14 protein-coding genes are annotated in these 15,173 nt (G+C 69.8%); 8 read left to right on the forward strand and 6 right to left on the reverse strand.

Features of this window, described 5'->3' with window-relative positions:
* Positions 1-28: 28 nt before the first annotated feature.
* From HEP75_RS22180 to HEP75_RS19100, 4 genes are all read left to right on the forward strand, one after another.
* Positions 29-466 carry an SMI1/KNR4 family protein gene (locus HEP75_RS22180; protein WP_221899279.1) on the forward strand — a complete coding sequence of 146 codons (438 nt, stop codon included), beginning with the start codon at positions 29-31 and terminating at the stop codon, positions 464-466.
* 96 nt (positions 467-562) lie between these two features.
* Positions 563-1,357, forward strand: coding sequence for a DUF72 domain-containing protein (locus HEP75_RS19090; protein WP_185824558.1), 795 nt, complete (start codon positions 563-565; stop codon positions 1,355-1,357).
* Positions 1,358-1,787: 430 nt separating this feature from the next.
* Entirely contained in the window at positions 1,788-3,479 is a 1,692-nt protein-coding gene (treA, locus tag HEP75_RS19095) for an alpha,alpha-trehalase TreA (protein ID WP_185824559.1), read from the forward strand.
* 51 nt (positions 3,480-3,530) lie between these two features.
* Positions 3,531-4,226 (forward strand): AIM24 family protein, encoded by a 696-nt coding sequence (locus HEP75_RS19100; protein ID WP_185824560.1) that lies wholly within the window; start codon positions 3,531-3,533, stop codon positions 4,224-4,226.
* Positions 4,227-4,468: 242 nt separating this feature from the next.
* On the opposite strand, the gene HEP75_RS19105 is transcribed toward HEP75_RS19100, so the two are convergent.
* Both HEP75_RS19105 and HEP75_RS19110 read right to left on the reverse strand, forming a co-directional pair.
* Positions 4,469-5,242 carry a lytic transglycosylase domain-containing protein gene (locus HEP75_RS19105; RefSeq protein WP_185814136.1) on the reverse strand — a complete coding sequence of 258 codons (774 nt, stop codon included), beginning with the start codon at positions 5,240-5,242 and terminating at the stop codon, positions 4,469-4,471.
* A 571-nt stretch (positions 5,243-5,813) separates the two neighbouring features.
* Positions 5,814-6,668 (reverse strand): hypothetical protein, encoded by an 855-nt coding sequence (locus HEP75_RS19110; RefSeq protein ID WP_185823498.1) that lies wholly within the window; start codon positions 6,666-6,668, stop codon positions 5,814-5,816.
* A gap of 438 nt (positions 6,669-7,106) precedes the next feature.
* On the opposite strand from HEP75_RS19110, the gene HEP75_RS19115 reads away from it, so the two are divergent.
* From HEP75_RS19115 to HEP75_RS19125, 3 genes are all read left to right on the forward strand, one after another.
* Complete coding sequence (locus tag HEP75_RS19115) at positions 7,107-7,886, forward strand: transporter substrate-binding domain-containing protein (RefSeq protein WP_185824561.1); 780 nt, start codon at positions 7,107-7,109, stop codon at positions 7,884-7,886.
* Between the two features lie 129 nt (positions 7,887-8,015).
* Entirely contained in the window at positions 8,016-8,486 is a 471-nt protein-coding gene (locus tag HEP75_RS19120; RefSeq protein WP_185821194.1) for a hypothetical protein, read from the forward strand.
* Between the two features lie 466 nt (positions 8,487-8,952).
* A complete protein-coding gene (locus tag HEP75_RS19125; protein WP_221899280.1) occupies positions 8,953-9,567 on the forward strand; it encodes a transposase in 615 nt (204 codons plus the stop codon).
* A gap of 263 nt (positions 9,568-9,830) precedes the next feature.
* Here HEP75_RS19125 and HEP75_RS19130 read toward each other — a convergent pair whose 3' ends face one another.
* The 3 genes from HEP75_RS19130 to HEP75_RS19140 form a co-directional block, all read right to left on the reverse strand.
* Positions 9,831-11,924: an NHL repeat-containing protein gene (locus tag HEP75_RS19130; RefSeq protein ID WP_185824562.1), complete on the reverse strand. Its 2,094-nt coding sequence runs from the start codon at positions 11,922-11,924 to the stop codon at positions 9,831-9,833.
* 84 nt (positions 11,925-12,008) lie between these two features.
* Positions 12,009-12,560 carry an RNA 2'-phosphotransferase gene (locus HEP75_RS19135; RefSeq protein WP_185824563.1) on the reverse strand — a complete coding sequence of 184 codons (552 nt, stop codon included), beginning with the start codon at positions 12,558-12,560 and terminating at the stop codon, positions 12,009-12,011.
* A 54-nt stretch (positions 12,561-12,614) separates the two neighbouring features.
* On the reverse strand, positions 12,615-13,514 hold the full coding sequence (locus HEP75_RS19140; protein ID WP_185824564.1) for an AraC family transcriptional regulator: 900 nt from the start codon (positions 13,512-13,514) through the stop codon (positions 12,615-12,617).
* 300 nt (positions 13,515-13,814) lie between these two features.
* On the opposite strand from HEP75_RS19140, the gene HEP75_RS19145 reads away from it, so the two are divergent.
* Positions 13,815-14,174: a hypothetical protein gene (locus tag HEP75_RS19145; protein ID WP_185824565.1), complete on the forward strand. Its 360-nt coding sequence runs from the start codon at positions 13,815-13,817 to the stop codon at positions 14,172-14,174.
* Positions 14,175-14,199: 25 nt separating this feature from the next.
* Here HEP75_RS19145 and HEP75_RS19150 read toward each other — a convergent pair whose 3' ends face one another.
* A complete protein-coding gene (locus tag HEP75_RS19150; RefSeq protein WP_185824566.1) occupies positions 14,200-15,111 on the reverse strand; it encodes a CorA family divalent cation transporter in 912 nt (303 codons plus the stop codon).
* Positions 15,112-15,173: the final 62 nt, after the last annotated feature.

Here is a 15,173-nt window from a genome sequence, read left to right on the forward strand (position 1 = left end):
ACACGCGCATGGCCGGGAGATCCCGGCCATGCGTTGCAAGGCGGCGTGCGAGCGGATCGCCCGCGACGCCGGAACGTCTTTGCCTCGCGACGCGCGCGCAGTGGTGCACACGCTGCCCGATCCCCAGTCTCGCGTTAGAGGCACGCGCACAAGCGCGCTGCCGATTGCAGCCATCGTTGCGCGCTGCACGCATCGGTCGCTCGACATCCAAGCAGTGCAAGATCGGGACGACGGCCACGAGCCGGTCCTTCCTGCTTCACGCCTGCTGCCGTTCGCGAACGACTGCGGCGGCAACTTCTTTTGCCTGGATCTGGACACGGGAGCCGTCCGCTATTTCACCACCGACACCTTCGACATCGAGCTCAGCCCGGAACAGAACCAGGCCCACTCCGAAAGGCCGCTCTGCCCAGATTTCCTCCAGTTCGTCCAAGGGCTGATCGACGAGGAGGATGCGGACGAGGAATGAACCGGGCAGAAAAACGCGCATGGCCGGCAATGTCCTTCACGGCTCTTGGCCGCAGCGCTTGTTATCCCGGAGGCCTTTCCTCGCCTGCCACCGCCGATGCCGACCGCCTCGCCCCGCCGCCGCGCCGACGCCGCACCGCGCATCCGCGTCGGCTGCGCCGGCTGCGCCGGCTGGTCGATCGCCAGCACCCAGCGCGCGCTGGTCGGCGACGGTGCCAGCCAGCTGGAACGTTATGCCACCCGCTTCGATGCTGTCGAGATCAACTCAACGTTCTATCGCGCCCACCGCGCGAGCACCTATCAGCGCTGGGCCGACAGCGTGCCGGCGGATTTCCGTTTCTCGGCCAAGCTGCCGCGTACGATCACCCACGACGCACGCCTGTCCGGCGTGGGGCCGCTGTTGCAGGCCTTCCTCGATGAAGTCGGCCACCTCGGCGACAAGCTCGGCTGCCTGTTGGTACAGCTGCCGCCGAGCCTGGCCTTCGATGCGCGCACCGCCGCCACCTTCTTCGCCATGCTGCGGCGCCGTTGGCACGGCGGCATCGCCTGCGAGCCGCGCCACGCCAGCTGGTTCGGCGCGCGCGCCGAGGTCCTGTGGCAGCGCCACCGCATTGCCCGCGTCGCCGCCGATCCGGCGCTGAACGCCAGCGCCGCGCAGCCCGCCGGCACCGCGACGCCGGCCTATTGGCGCTGGCACGGCGCGCCGCGCATCTACTACAGCGACTACGCCGACGACACGCTGCGCGGCCTGGCCGAACGCGTCGCCGCCACCACGCCGCACACCGACGAAGCCTGGGTGATCTTCGACAACACCGCGCTCGGCCACGCGCTCGACAACGCCGCCACGCTGCAGGCGCAGCTGCGCGCGCTCGGCGCCGCCGCAGCCGGCTGACCGCCACGTCGCGCCGTTTGCGGCGACAAGGCCAGACACTCATTCGCCACCCCTGTAGGAGCGGCTTCAGCCGCGACACATCGTGTCGGCACCCGACACTGCCGCCGATGCAAGGCGCTCCGCGTTCGTGCACCAGCTCGGCAGGCGCATGCCAGCAGCCGACGTCGGCACACTCCACCGTCCCGCCCGACGGGCGGCAGCACCCGATTGGCCCCGCTCTTGCATCGCCTCCGGCATGTCTCCGCAATCCGCTCCGATTCAAGCCCACCGGCGCATGGCCGATATCGCCAGATCGGCCGATGGCGTCGCGCCCCGGCCGGATCGCTCCGCGCTTCCGGGTTTCGTCGGCACGCGGCCGCCACAGCCGCCAGTCACCCGCCTCCTCCTTCGGTCGTTTACCATGCCGCACGCATCCTGCTCTGGACCCGAGATGAGCCATGCCGCTCCTCCCTGTTGCACGCCGCTGCTGAGCCTGTCGCTGGGCCTGCTGCTGGGCAACTACGACACCGCCTCGGCGCAGCCCGCGCCGGCGCCGATGCAGGCCGCGCCGGCGCCCGCGCCGCTGACCCCGGATCTGGCCTACCCCGAACTGTTCCAGGCCGTGCAGCGGCAGGAACTGTTCGACGACCAGAAGCACTTCGTCGATGCGCTGCCGCTGCGCGACCCGGCCCTGATCAACGCCGACTACCTGGCGCAGCGCCAGCAGCCGGGCTTCGACCTGCGCCGCTTCGTCGCCGCCAACTTCGAGGAATCCGGCCCGGTGCAGACCGAGGCGATCCGCCAGGACACCGGCCTGCGCGAGCACATCGACGCGCTGTGGCCGCTGCTGGTGCGGCGCCAGGTGGACGTGCCGGCGCACAGCAGCCTGCTGTCGCTGCCGCAGCCCTACGTGGTGCCGGGCGGGCGCTTCCGCGAGGTCTACTACTGGGATTCGTACTTCACCATGCTTGGCCTGGTCGAGAGCGGCGAGCGCGAACGCAGCCGGCAGATGCTGGACAACTTCGCTTACCTGATCGACACCTACGGGCACATCCCCAACGGCAACCGCAGCTACTACCTGAGCCGCTCGCAGCCGCCGTTCTTCTCGCACATGGTGCAGCTGCAGGCCAAGGTGGAAGGCGACGCGGCCTATGCGCGCTACCTGCCGCAGCTGCAGAAGGAATACGCGTACTGGATGCAGGGCGCGCAGGCGCTGGCGCCGGGCAGCGCGCAGGCGCACGTGGTGCGGCTGGCCGACGGCAGCCTGCTCAACCGCTACTGGGACGCGCGCGATACGCCGCGCCCGGAAGCCTGGCTGCACGACGTGCGCACCGCGGCCGAAGCCAAGGACCGCCCCGCCGCCGAGGTCTACCGCGACCTGCGCGCCGGCGCCGAGAGCGGCTGGGACTATTCCAGCCGCTGGCTGGGCGACCGCAAGACCCTGGCCACGATCCGCACCACCGCCATCGTCCCGGTCGATCTCAACAGCCTGCTCTACCATCTCGAAACCACCCTGGCCCTGGCCTGCGCCAAGAACCCGGGCGCGGCCGGCTGCGACACCGACTACGCGGCCCTGGCCAGCGCGCGCAAGACCGCGATGGACAAGCACCTGTGGAGCGACGCCGGCTACTACGCCGACTACGACTGGCAACAGCGCAGACTGCGCGACCAGGTCACCGCCGCGGCGCTGTATCCGCTGTTCGTCGGCATCGCCTCGCCGGCGCGCGCCAAGCGCAGCGCCGACACCGTGCAGGCGCAGCTGCTGCGTCCCGGCGGCCTGGCCACCACCCGCCTGCATACCGGCCAGCAATGGGACGAGCCCAACGGCTGGGCGCCGCTGCAGTGGATCGCGGTGGACGGCCTGCGCCGCTATGGCCAGGACGCGCTGGCGCAGCGCATCGGCAGCCGCTTCCTGGCGCGGGTGCAGGCGCTGTTCGCGCAGCAGCACAAGCTGGTGGAGAAGTACGGCGTCGACGCCAAGGCCCAGGGCGGCGGCGGCGGCGAATACGCGCTGCAGGACGGCTTCGGCTGGACCAACGGCGTGACCCTGCTGTTGCTGGACCTGTACGCCAAACCCGCGCCCGCCGCAGCGGTGGCGCCGGCCGCGCAGCAGGCGCGGCAACCGGAGCCGGCCACGCCCTGAGTCGGCGGCCGGCGGGTATGCTGCGATCCTTGCCCATACCAAGGATCGAAAATGAGCGTACGTACCCTGGCCGAATTCCTGTCGGCCTCGCGCGAGAAGGATGCCTCCGCCGACGCGTTCGAACTGGAAAGCCCACACCTGCTGGAAGTGCGCCTGGACGGCCTGGTCTGGGCCAAGGCCGGGGCCATGGTCGCGCGCAAGGGCGCGGTCAAGTTCACCCGCCAGGGCCTGCTGGAACAGGGCCTGGGAAACCTGCTGAAGAAGGCGGTCAGCGGCGAAGGCATGCAGCTGATGAAGATCGAGGGCCAGGGCCGCGTCTACCTGGCCGACGCCGGCAAGAAGATCACCCTGCTGCGCCTGGCCGGCGAGTCGATCTTCGTCAACGGCAACGACGTGCTCGCCATCGAGGCCGGCATCGACAGCCAGATCACCATGATGCGCCGGGTCGCCGGCATGCTCTCCGGCGGCCTGTTCAACGTGCGCCTGAGCGGCCACGGCATCGTCGCCATCACCTCGCACTACGCACCGCTGACGCTGCCGGTCAATGCGCAGAGCGGCCCGGTGTTCACCGACCCCAACGCCACCGTGGCTTGGTCCGGCGGGCTGACTCCGGAGATCGTCGCCGACGTCAGCCTGGGCACGCTGCTCGGGCGCGGCTCCGGCGAGAGCATCCAGCTGCGCTTCGCCGGCGAGGGCTGGGTGGTGGTGCAGCCGTACGAGGAAGTGGCGCTGCAGGCCAAGAGCTGAGAGCGCGACGCTGGCGTCAGCTTGCGCACGCTGCTCGGGCGCGGCTCCGGTGAGCGCACCCAGCCGTATTTCGCCGGCAGGGGCTGGGTCATGGTGCAGTCGTCGGTACGCCATGCCCCGTGGATGTCGTGCGCTGCGCGGACGCACCGTGTCGGCACGGGTGCGGATGCCAGGTTCGATCGTGCGTGCGTCGGCAGCGACGCGCGACCACGCGGCCCGCAAGTGCCCGATCGCAACCCGCGCTACTGCGCCGGTGTCTCTGTCTTGATCCCCATCGCCTCGCGGTAGCGCTGGTACAGCGCCATCACCTTGTCGATGTAATCGCGGGTTTCCGCGTAGGGCGGCACGCCGCGGTAGCGCGCCACGGTGCCGATACCGGCGTTGTAGGCGGCCGCGGCCAGGGTGCGGTCGCCCTGGTAGCGGCGCAGCAGCGCCTGCATGTAGCGCGCGCCGCCGGCGATCGACTGGTCGGCGGCGAACGGATCGGCCACGCCGTATTCCTTCGCCACCTCGGGCATCAGCTGCATCACGCCCTGCGCGCCCTTCGGCGACACCGCTGCCGCATCGAAGCCGCTTTCGGCATGCGCGATCGCGCGCAGCCACGGGTCGTCCACGCCGGTGGCGCGCGCCGCGGCGCGGAACTGCTTGGCGTGCATGTTCAACTGCGGCGCGCCGACCTTGCCCAATCCCGGATGCGCCGCCTCGCCCGGCGGAGTGACCGCGGTGAAGCGCAGGTACGGGCGCGACCCCGGCAGGTTGCGCGTGGAATACACCAGGCGCCCGTCCTGCTCGCGCTCGTACAGGGTGCCGCTGAACACGCCCATGCTGCCCCACAGGTTGGGCGTGGCGATCGCGGCATCGTCCAGTTCCTTGGCGGTGCAGCGCGACCCCGGCTCCGGCGCGGTCGCCAGGCTGACCGTGCCGTCGCGCACGCAGCGGTACACCGTGCGCGCCTGCGCCACGGCGACGACGCCGCAGCACAGCAGCAGGCTCAGCAGCGTTCGGGAACAGAACATGGGGTGGCGGACGGAACCGGCGAAGGCGGGCGCGCATCATCGCGCACCGGGCGTCGGCGCGGGTGAGGACCGCCCAGCCCACCCGTTCTGACGCGCGCCGTTGTAGGAGCGGCTTCAGCCGCGACAGGTTGCCGAAGCCGCTGCAGTTCCGGCACCGCTCGTCGCAACTCCAACTCCGCTCGTCGCGACTGAAGTCGCTCCCACAGGAGGCTTGCGGCGAGCTGCCAGGTGAACTGTGGGAGGCACTTCTGTCCCGAATGCCTACGAAATCGGATAGCCCGCCCACTCCGTTCGTCGCGGCTGAAGCCGCTCCTGCAGGAGACTTGCGGCGAGCCAGCCGGGTGCACTGTGGGAGGGACTTCTGTCCCGACTGCTTATCAAATCGGATAGACGGGCCACGCCGTTCGTCGCGGCTGAAGCCGCTCCTACAGGAGACTTGCGGCGAGCCGGCTGGGTGCACTGTGGGAGGGACTTCAGTCCCGACTGCTTTCGAAATCGGATAGCCGGCCCACGCCGCTTGTCGCGGCTGAAGCCGCTCCTACAATGGCGCGCAGCCGGGAAACGCCACCGCCTACGGCGCGCAGGCCGCCAGTTTCTGGTCGGCGTACCACAGCGCGCGCCGCGCCAGGTCGTAGGCGCTGTCGGCGGCGCGCGGCAGGGTCTGCTGCGCCAGGACCGGATCGGCGCCGTGGGCCATGGCGTTTTCCACGCGCTGCAGGTCGCCCAGGTTGTCCAGCACCGGCTGCAGCAGGCGGCTGCGCTGCGCCGCCGGGCAGGCCGCACGGCGCTGCTCCAGTTCGCCGATCGCCTTGCGGATGCGGCGGCTGGCTTCGCCGTCCAGGCCCGGCGCCTTTTCCAACGCGATCGGCGCGGCCTTGTAGGCATCGCCGGTGGCCTCACTGCCGAGGTCGCCCGGGCGCTCGTGCAGCGCCGGGTCGAAGCGCACGTCCGGCGGCGGCCGTGCCACCGCCGACTGGTGGGTGCTCTTGGGCAGCATCTTCTTCATCGCATCGCCGATGCCCTGCATCGCCACGTCGCCCAGGGTGCCGCTGGTGGCCCAGTCCTTGTCGAAGCGGGTGCGCCGGTAGTCGATCGGGTTCGGGCGCTCGAGCAGGCGCTTGGCCTTGGCCAGGTCGCGCGGGTTGGTGGTGCCCGGCGGCGTGCCCTGCGCCTCGGCGAACGGATCCACCGCCACGCCGTCCGGCAGCCGCGCGCTGCCGTCGCGGGTGTACAGCGTGGCGCTCATCGGCGCGGCCTGGGTGGCCACGGGGGCGGCGCTGCGGGTCGGTGGCGGCAGCGGCGCTTGCGCCGCGCGCGCGGCGGCCGGCGCGCGCCGTGCCGCGGCATGCGGCGCGGACGGGGCGGCCTGCGCTTGCGGCGGCGGTGCGGCGACCGGGACCGAGCGCGGCACGAACACCAGCCGCATCGCGTCATCGGCGCGCGGCGGCGCCGCTGCCGGCGCGATCAACAGCAGGCGGCCCAGCAACAGCAGGATCAGCAGGGTGGTGGCGGCCGCGCCCAGGCGCAGCAGCCGGTCTTCCGCAGGCGCAGACGTCACGACGATCGAAATTCCATAGCGAGGTATGCGTCCACCGGAGGATTGTCTCCGGACTCCGCTATGGTGCCGTGAGTTCCTGTGCCGCAACGTGTCGGTCGGCGTCCAACACGGTCATCCACAGCCACGCGCCGCCGGACTGCAGGTGCAAAACCCCTGCCACGCTTGACGCTGCGCCCTATCTCGAGGAAACCCGCTAAGGTGGCCGGCGCCGCTGCGGCGACAGCCGGCGTACAGCCAGCGCGCACCGTTGCCCCTGTTTTTGAAGAACGCCCCTGTCGTGGAAACGCATCTGCCATGCAACACACAATGATCCGATGGCTGGGCGCCTGCCTGCTGAGCGCCGCCGCCGCACTGCCGGCCACTGCCGCGCCGTCGCACCTGGACAGCATCGCGCAGCGCGGCACACTGCGCGTGTGCACCACCGGCGATTACCTGCCCTACAGCCTGCTGCGCGCGGACGGTGGCTACGAAGGCATCGACATCGCCCTGGCGCAGTCGCTGGCGGCCAGCCTGGAGGTGCCGGTGACCTGGGTAGCCACGCGCTGGGCGACGCTGCTGCCGGACCTGCTCGCCGATCGCTGCGACATCGCCGTCGGCGGCATCTCGGTGTCGCTGCCGCGGCAGCGCCATGCCTGGTTCAGCGCCGTGCTCGACGTGGACGGCAAGATCCCGCTGGTGCGCTGCGCCGACCAGGCACGCTATCGCGACATCGCGCAGATCGATCGCGCCGAGGTGCGGGTGATCGAACCGCGCGGCGGCACCAACGAAGCCTTCGCCCGCCGCGAACTGCCGCAGGCGCGGCTGACCCTGTCCGACGACAACACCGCGATCTTCCGCGAACTGCTCGAAGGCCGCGCCGACGTGATGATCACCGACGCCTCCGAAGCGCGCTTCCAGCAGCGCCGCGTGCCCGGGCTATGCGCGGTGAATCCGCAACAGCCGCTGCAGTACAGCGAAAAAGCATTCCTGTTACCGCGCGACGACATGGCCTGGAAGGCCTACGTGGACCAGTGGCTGCACCTGAGCAAGGCCAGCGGCGAATACCGCAAGGCGCAGGCGCCGTGGTTGGGGGATGACGCGGACTAGTTCGCCGCGTGTTGCCGGCAGCCGCATTGCACAGTACCCGCCCCCGCAGCGATGCCATCGGTAAGGCGTTATGCTGCCAGTGCCGGCGGCGATCGCCCCGGCGGAAAAGGACATCGACAAGGGGACATCATGAAGAACCTATGGAGCGCGCTCGCGTTGGCGGGCGTCATGCTGGTGGCCGGCTGCTCGACCAATAGTGTCGTGCGACAGAGCTACAAGGCCGCGGCACCGGAGACCTACTGGTACCAGATCAAAGGCAACGAAGACACCGACGCCGAAAGCCTGGGCATGTTCCAGCGCCAGCTCGACGAAAAGTTGGGCGAGGCGCATCTGCGCGGTGCCGAAGGCAGCGCCGACGCGCGCAAGATGACGATCACCATCGACCACTACTACATGCGCAGCAACGGCGCGCGTTTCTGGGCCGGCATCATGGCCGGGCGCGACAAGATCAAGAGCAAGGTCGAGGTCGCTGGCGCAGATGGCAAGACCGCCGCGCGTTTCGATGTCGAGTCGACCAATACCAGCGCCTGGGGCACTTCCGAAGGCCTGGTCGGCCGCCACGCCGAAGAAATCGTCGAACGGCTCAAGCAGTTGCAGTAAGTCGGCGTGTTCTGCGGAGGCGCAACTGGTGTCCTCCGCAAGCGACAGCTGTGCCAGACCACTTGCCATTCGTAGTGTTGTGGAGTGACTTCAGTCGCGACGGGGTTTATCGGTAATGCCCGTCGCGACTGAAGGGCACCTCTAAAAACCTGCCTGCTTTGGCATCATAGGGTCTTAGCCAACAGCCGAGGTCGCGCGATGATCAGCTTGTTTGCCGGACACGAACGCGAAGCCAAGCGCCAGCAGATAGGCGACCCGCTGACCCTGCTTTCGCGTCATATCGATTTCGCAGCGATTGCCCAAGCCGTCGATGCGAAGCTGTCCTTGGGCACCGGTACGCGAGGGGGCCGTCCGGCTTGGCCGACGGTGGTCATGATCAAACTGTTGCTGCTGCAGCAGCTGTACAACCTCTCTGACGATGCGCTGGAGTACCAGGTGCTGGATCGGCGCAGTTTCCAGCAGTTCCTTGGATCAGATCATCGATGCGAGCATCGTCAGCGCCCCGATCCAACGCAACACGCGCGAGGAGAACGCACAGATCAAGCAGGGTGGCGAGGTAGGCCAAGACTGGAGCGACGCCAAGCGGGCGCAGAAGGATGTGCAAGCCCGCTGGACCCGCAAGCACGGCAAGGCGCATTACGGCTACAAGCTGCACGCCAGCACCGATCGGCGTTGGGGCTTCATCCGCCGCCATGCGGTGAGCGCAGCCAACGTGCATGACAGCCGACACTTCGAGGAGGTGCTGGACCCCAGCAATCGCGGACGCACGGTGTGGGCGGACAGTGGCTATGCCGACGCGTCGCGGGAGGCTGATCTCACGCAACGCGGCTATCGGGCGGCCATTCAGCACCAGGGCCAGGCGCGCAAGCCACTAAGCGCGGCCGAACAACGTCGCAACCGGCGGCTTGCCAAGGACCGGGTGTTCGGCGAACACCCGTTCGCGCGGCTGGCGCAGCAGGGCGGTAAATGCCTGCGCACCATCGGGTTGGCACGGGCCACGGTAGTGATCGGGTTGAAGGTCGCCAGTCACAACCTGATGCGGCTGGCGCGGCTGCAGCATCGCGGCATCGTGCCGGCGTGATCAGGTAAGGCGGCCGACGGCCGCCTTACCTGGCACATCAATGCCATCCAGCAAGCCGGCAATACACCGAAGTCGTCCTCAAGACGCGCTGACGCTGTCCATTCGCGGCTCATAGTGATGAAACTATGGTTGTTCGAGGTGCCCTGAAGTCGCTTCCACAAGGGGCTGATGCCTGCAATTCGATAAGCGCATCGGCTCCAGGCTCGTCTTCGCAATCGGCTCGGCTGCCGTCGTGCGCGCGCATGTCGCCGCGGTGCCTGCGCCTATTCCAGCGTCACCCGCAGGTCGCGATTGGCGATGGCCTGGTTGCCGCTGTAGTCGCTTGCGGTGATGCGGATCAGGTAGTCGCCCGCGGGCAGCGCGTCCGGCTGCCATCGTCCTTCGGCGATGTGGCCGTCGCGCACGGTGTTGGTCACCACGTAGCGGAAGCGGGTCGTGGCGCTGCCGTGCACGGTGATGCCGCTGTCGGCGGCGTAGGCCACCTTCACCGCGTCGGCATCGGCGGGCATGCGGTCGAACTGGATGCTCGGCTGCGGCGGCGCGGCACCGGGCAACGCCCGGCCTTGCGCATCGAGCACTTCGTAGCCCAGCGCGTACAGGCCAAGGCGCCGGCGCGGCAGGTTGCGATCCACCTGGTCCCAGGCCTCCACCACGATCTGCACGCCGCCGTTGCCGCGCGCCACCCGCACCCGTCCTTGCGTCGCCGGCAGCGCCTGGCCGGTGCCGTCGAACAGTTCGATGCGCTGGATCTGCGGCGGGTAGTGATCGGCGTAGTCGCGGAAGCCGAGCAGCACTGCATTGCGTTCGAAGCCGCTGGCGCCGACGCTCAGGTGCACATGCGCCATCGCGTTGATCGTGCCCAGCGCGTCGCCGGCGGCGAAGCGGGTGCCGCGCAGCACGCGCACCCGCTCCGGCGCGCCGCTGTCGTCGGTGAGCAGGTGGAAGCGTTGCGGATCCAGCGGCGCGCCCTGCGCGGTGCGGCCCACGCGCATGTGGATGTAGCCGAGCTGGTCCAGCGCCATGCCTTCGCCGAGCTTGCCCAGCGCCCAGGTCGCGCTGGCGCTGGCGACCTTGGCATCGGCGATGGCGTAGACCGTCTGCCCGACGTCGCCGCGGATATCCAGGCCTGCATGCAGATGGTCGCGGCTCTCGCCCTGGTAGTTGCCGCGCACCTCGCCGAGCGTGCCGACCACCTCGTGCCAGCCGTCCTGCGGGCGCAGCGGCCAGCGGCCGTGGGTGATTGGCAGCGGCTGTGCGGCGGCGGGTCCGATCACCGCGGGCGCGGCGGCGGCAGCGGCCTGCGGCGTGGTCGGCAGCAGCCGGTGCACCCGCGCGCTGCCCGCATCGGTAACGTAGACCGCGCCGTCCGCGGCCACGGTCACGCCGGCCGGACGCGCCAGGCTGGTGTCGCTGCGCTCGCCGGACAGCACCAGCACGTGCCCGGTCGAGGTGACCTGCAGCACGCGGCCGTCGTCGCTGCCGACGTAGCCGTGACCATCGAAGGTCAGGCCCAGGCTCAGCGGCCGCGATAGCGGCGAGGCCTCGCTGGCGCCGGCCAGGGTGATCACTCGCCCGTCCGGCAGCAGCTGGCGGATCGCGTTGTTGCGCAGGTCGGCGATCCACAGCACGCCGGCGCGGTCCACCTTCAGGTCGGTCGGCGTATCGAAGCGCGCCTCGGCGCCCATGCCATCGGCATAGCCCGGACGTTCGCCGCCGGCGAGCGTGCGCACCTGGCCATCGCGCTCGATCACGCGGATGCGGTCGTTGTAGGTATCGGCGACGTAGACGCGCCCCTGCGCATCCACTGCCACGCCCATCGGGCCGTTGAAGCGCGCCTGCGCGGCCGGGCCGTCGCGGAAACCGGCCGTGCCGTCGCCGGCCAAGGTGCTCACCATGCCCTGCGCGCTGAGTTTGCGGATCGCATGGTTGCCGGTATCGGCGATGTACAGCGTGCCCGCCGCGTCCACGGCGATGCCCGATGGCGTCGCGAAGCGCGCCGTGCCGGCAGGGCCGTCAACGAAGCCTTCGGCGCCGCCGGCGATGGTGGACACCACGCCGTCGCGGGCGATGCGGCGGATGCGGTTGTTGTCGCCGGCGTCGGCCACGTACAGCACGCCGTGCGCATCGACCACGATGCCGTAGGGATCGGCGAAGCGCGCACGCCCGGCGGCGCCATCGGCCAGGCCGCGCACGCCGTCACCGGCTACCCACTGCAGCTGCGCCAGCCAACCCAGTGGTGTCGGCGCCGGCGCGCTGGAGGTGCGCACTGCGCTGTGCGGACGTTCGCTTCGCCACCACGCGAACACCGCGAGCGATACCAGCGCCAGCAACAGCAGCCACACTCCGGTCTTTCTCATGCCCTGCCCGCGCAACGAATGGTCAGGCACCTTAGACAAAGCGCGCGGCACAGGGAAGCGCTCGCGTGCGTGTCTGGCGGGCTCCTAAGCGGCCGCAGCTGCGAAATCGATGAACGCCACCGGCACCTGCGCGGTCAGCCAGACGCCGTTGTCGGCGCGATAGAACGCATGCCCCGCCTCGGCCATGGCCTGCGCGCGCACCGTCAGCAACACGGCCTGCCCGTAGCGCTGCCCGACCTGCAAGGCCGTGTCGGGCGACACGGACAGGTGCACGTGCTGGCGCTGGCCCGGCAGCAACCCGTCGCGGCGGATCGCGTCCACGAACCGGGTCGCCGTGCCGTGGTACAGCTGCGGCGGCGGCTCCGCGGATGTCAGGCCCAGGTCCACCGGCAGCGAATGCCCCTGATTGGCGCGGATGCGCTGGCCATCGGCGCTGATCGCGAAACGCTGCTTGTCGCTGTGCGCCACCACCCGCTGCAGTTGCGCATGGGTCAACGGATGGGTGGGCTGCGCCAGCCGCAGCAGGTCGTCGATCGAGGCCCAGCCCTGCGCATCGAGCCGCAGCCCGATCGCCTGCGGCTGGTGCCGCAACACCCAGCTCAGGAACTTGCTTGCGGTCTCGTCGGAACAGTCCATCGCAGCGGCCTCGGCATGCACTCGGGCCGGGCACGATAGACCAGGCCGGCGCGGTCAGCCACCCAGGCCGAGCTGTTCGGCCAGGTCGTTGCGCGGCGAGCGGCCGTACAGGCGGCTGTATTCGCGGCTGAACTGCGACGGGCTCTGATAGCCGACGCGATAGCCGGCCGAACCCACGTCCATCCGCTCCACCACCATCAGCCGCCGCGCCTCGCGCAGGCGCAGCTGCTTCTGGTATTGCAGCGGGGTCATCGCGGTCACCGCGTTGAAATGGTGGTGCAGCGACGAGGCGCTCATGTTCACCTGCCGCGCCAGGTCTTCGATCCGTATCGGCTCGGCGTAATGCTGGCGCAGCCACGCGATCGCCTTGGCGATGCGGTTGCTGGGGCTGTCCTCCTGCGCGATGCGCAGCAGGTTCGGGCCGCACGGGCCGGTCAGCAGGCGATACAGGATTTCCTGCTCGATCAGCGGCGCCATCGCGGCGATGTCGTCGGGCTGTTCGAGCAGCCGCAGCATGCGCAGCGTCGCATCCAGCAGCGCTGCGCTGGCGGTGTTGACCGACACGCCACGCACGCAATCGGCGCTGGCCTGCGCCGGCAACGGAATGCGTTCGAGCAGGTCGCGCAGCCGGTCCGGGCGGATCGCCATGGCCAGGCCCAGCAATGGCTGCTCCAGGCTGGCCTGGGTGATGCGCGAGACCACCGGCAGGTCCAGCGCCACCAGCAGATAGGTGCCGGCCGCGTAGTGGTATTCCTCGGCCCCCAGGCTCAGGCACTTCTCGCCCTGCACCACCAGGGCGAAGCACGGCCACTGCGCGGTGTGCGTCTTTGGCGAGGGCGCGGTGCGGTACGAACAGTACAGGCCGTCGATGGCGGTATCGCCGTCGCCGTCGGGGACGGCCAATCGGGCAATGAAGGCGGCGATTTCTTGATAGCGGTCGGCAAGCGCGGTCATCGGCGTCGGCGCGGTGGCGGGCAATCCAGGGACATACAGCTTGCCTGATGCTGCGACGGCGCGTTCGCCGCCGCGGCACGGTTTGCAGGATCGGACAAGAATTCCGCGGGATCGCGATAACGCGGCCCGGCGCCGCGCTCGCATTCTGTGCAGGCCGGATCCCCCGTCGCGTCTACCGGAGTGCTCCCATGCCCATCCTGCTCCCCTCCTCCCCCACTTGCGCGCCGATCGCCGCCGCCGCGCCCCGCCGCACCCGTTCCCTTCACTGCGCCGCGCCGCGCAAAGCGCAGGGCTGAGCCGATGCAAGCGCATAGCGAAGCCCTGGAAATCACCACCTTCCGCCTGCAGGACTGCACCTGGCGCACCTTCCTGCGCGCCAACGCCGAGGTCGATGCCTGGCTGCAACGCCAGCCCGGCTTCCGCTCGCGGCGCATCGCCCGGCGCCGCGACGGCACCGTGGTCGACATGCTGCTTTGGGACAGCGTGGCGCATGGCACCGCCTCGGCGCGGCGGCTGATGCGCGAACTGCGCGGCGCGGCGATCCACGCGCTGATCGATCCGGACACGGTGTCCTGGGACATCGCGCCGGTGCAGCACATCAGCGGCGAAGAGCGCGGCGACAGCGAGACGGAAGCCGAAGCGGACAGCCTCGCCGCCTAGCAAACACGAGCGCCTGCCGCCGCGCTCACACCCAGCCGCGGCGGCGGAACCACGCCAGCGGCAGCACCACGCTCAGCGCGATCACGCCCAAGGCCCAGTAATAGGCGTCGTGCCACTTGAGTTCGGGCATGTGCGCGAAGTTCATGCCCCAGATGCCGACCAGCACCGTCGGCGGAATGCCCACCACCGACGCCACCGCCATCACCTTCATCACGTTGTTCTGGTCCATGTTGATCATGCCCAGCACGCTGTCGAGCAGGAACTCGACACGGTCGTCCAGGTGCTGCTCGAACTCGCTCAGGGTGACCAGGTCCTTGTGCAGCAGGACGATGCGCTTGGCCGCATCGGCGCCGAACCAGTCCGGCGCGGCGCCGTCCAGGTAGGTGGCCAGGCGCAACAGGCCCTGCCCGGCGTTGTGCATGCCGCCGAGCCGCCGCCCCATGCCGCCGACCGCATTGAGCATCCGCTCCAGATCGCGCGACTTGTGCGGTTCGTCGAAGGCCATGCGGGTGGTCTCGGTGATCTCCGCTTCCAGGGCTTCCAGCCGGTCCGCCAAGCGGCCGACCACCTGATCGAGCAGGCGCAGCAGCAGATCGTCGCTGCTCCGGCACGGGTTCTTCTCCAGTTGCGCAGCCACCGCCTGCAACGAACCCATGCGCTGCTCGCGCTGGGTCACAAGCATCCGCGGCGACAGCGCGAAGCCCAGCGGCGCGGTCGGGCCGTCGTCGTCCTGGAAACGCGGCACGTTGAGGAACAGCACGTCGCCCTCGGTGCGCACCCGGCTGCTGAACTCGATCTCGCCGATCGCCGCCCGCGTGGGCAAGGCGAACCCCACCTGCCGGTCGGCCTCGGCCAGTTCCTCGGCGCTGGGCTGGCACAGGTCCACCCAGCAGAACGGTTGCGCGGAGGTTCCGGCAATGCGGTGGATCGTGATCATCGGGATCGGCTTGATGGCGGGAGGGCGCGAGCATCCTCCGCCGCGGCTGAAGCGAACGTCAA

Source organism: Xanthomonas sp. SI, assembly GCF_014236855.1.
Classification (GTDB): domain Bacteria; phylum Pseudomonadota; class Gammaproteobacteria; order Xanthomonadales; family Xanthomonadaceae; genus Xanthomonas_A.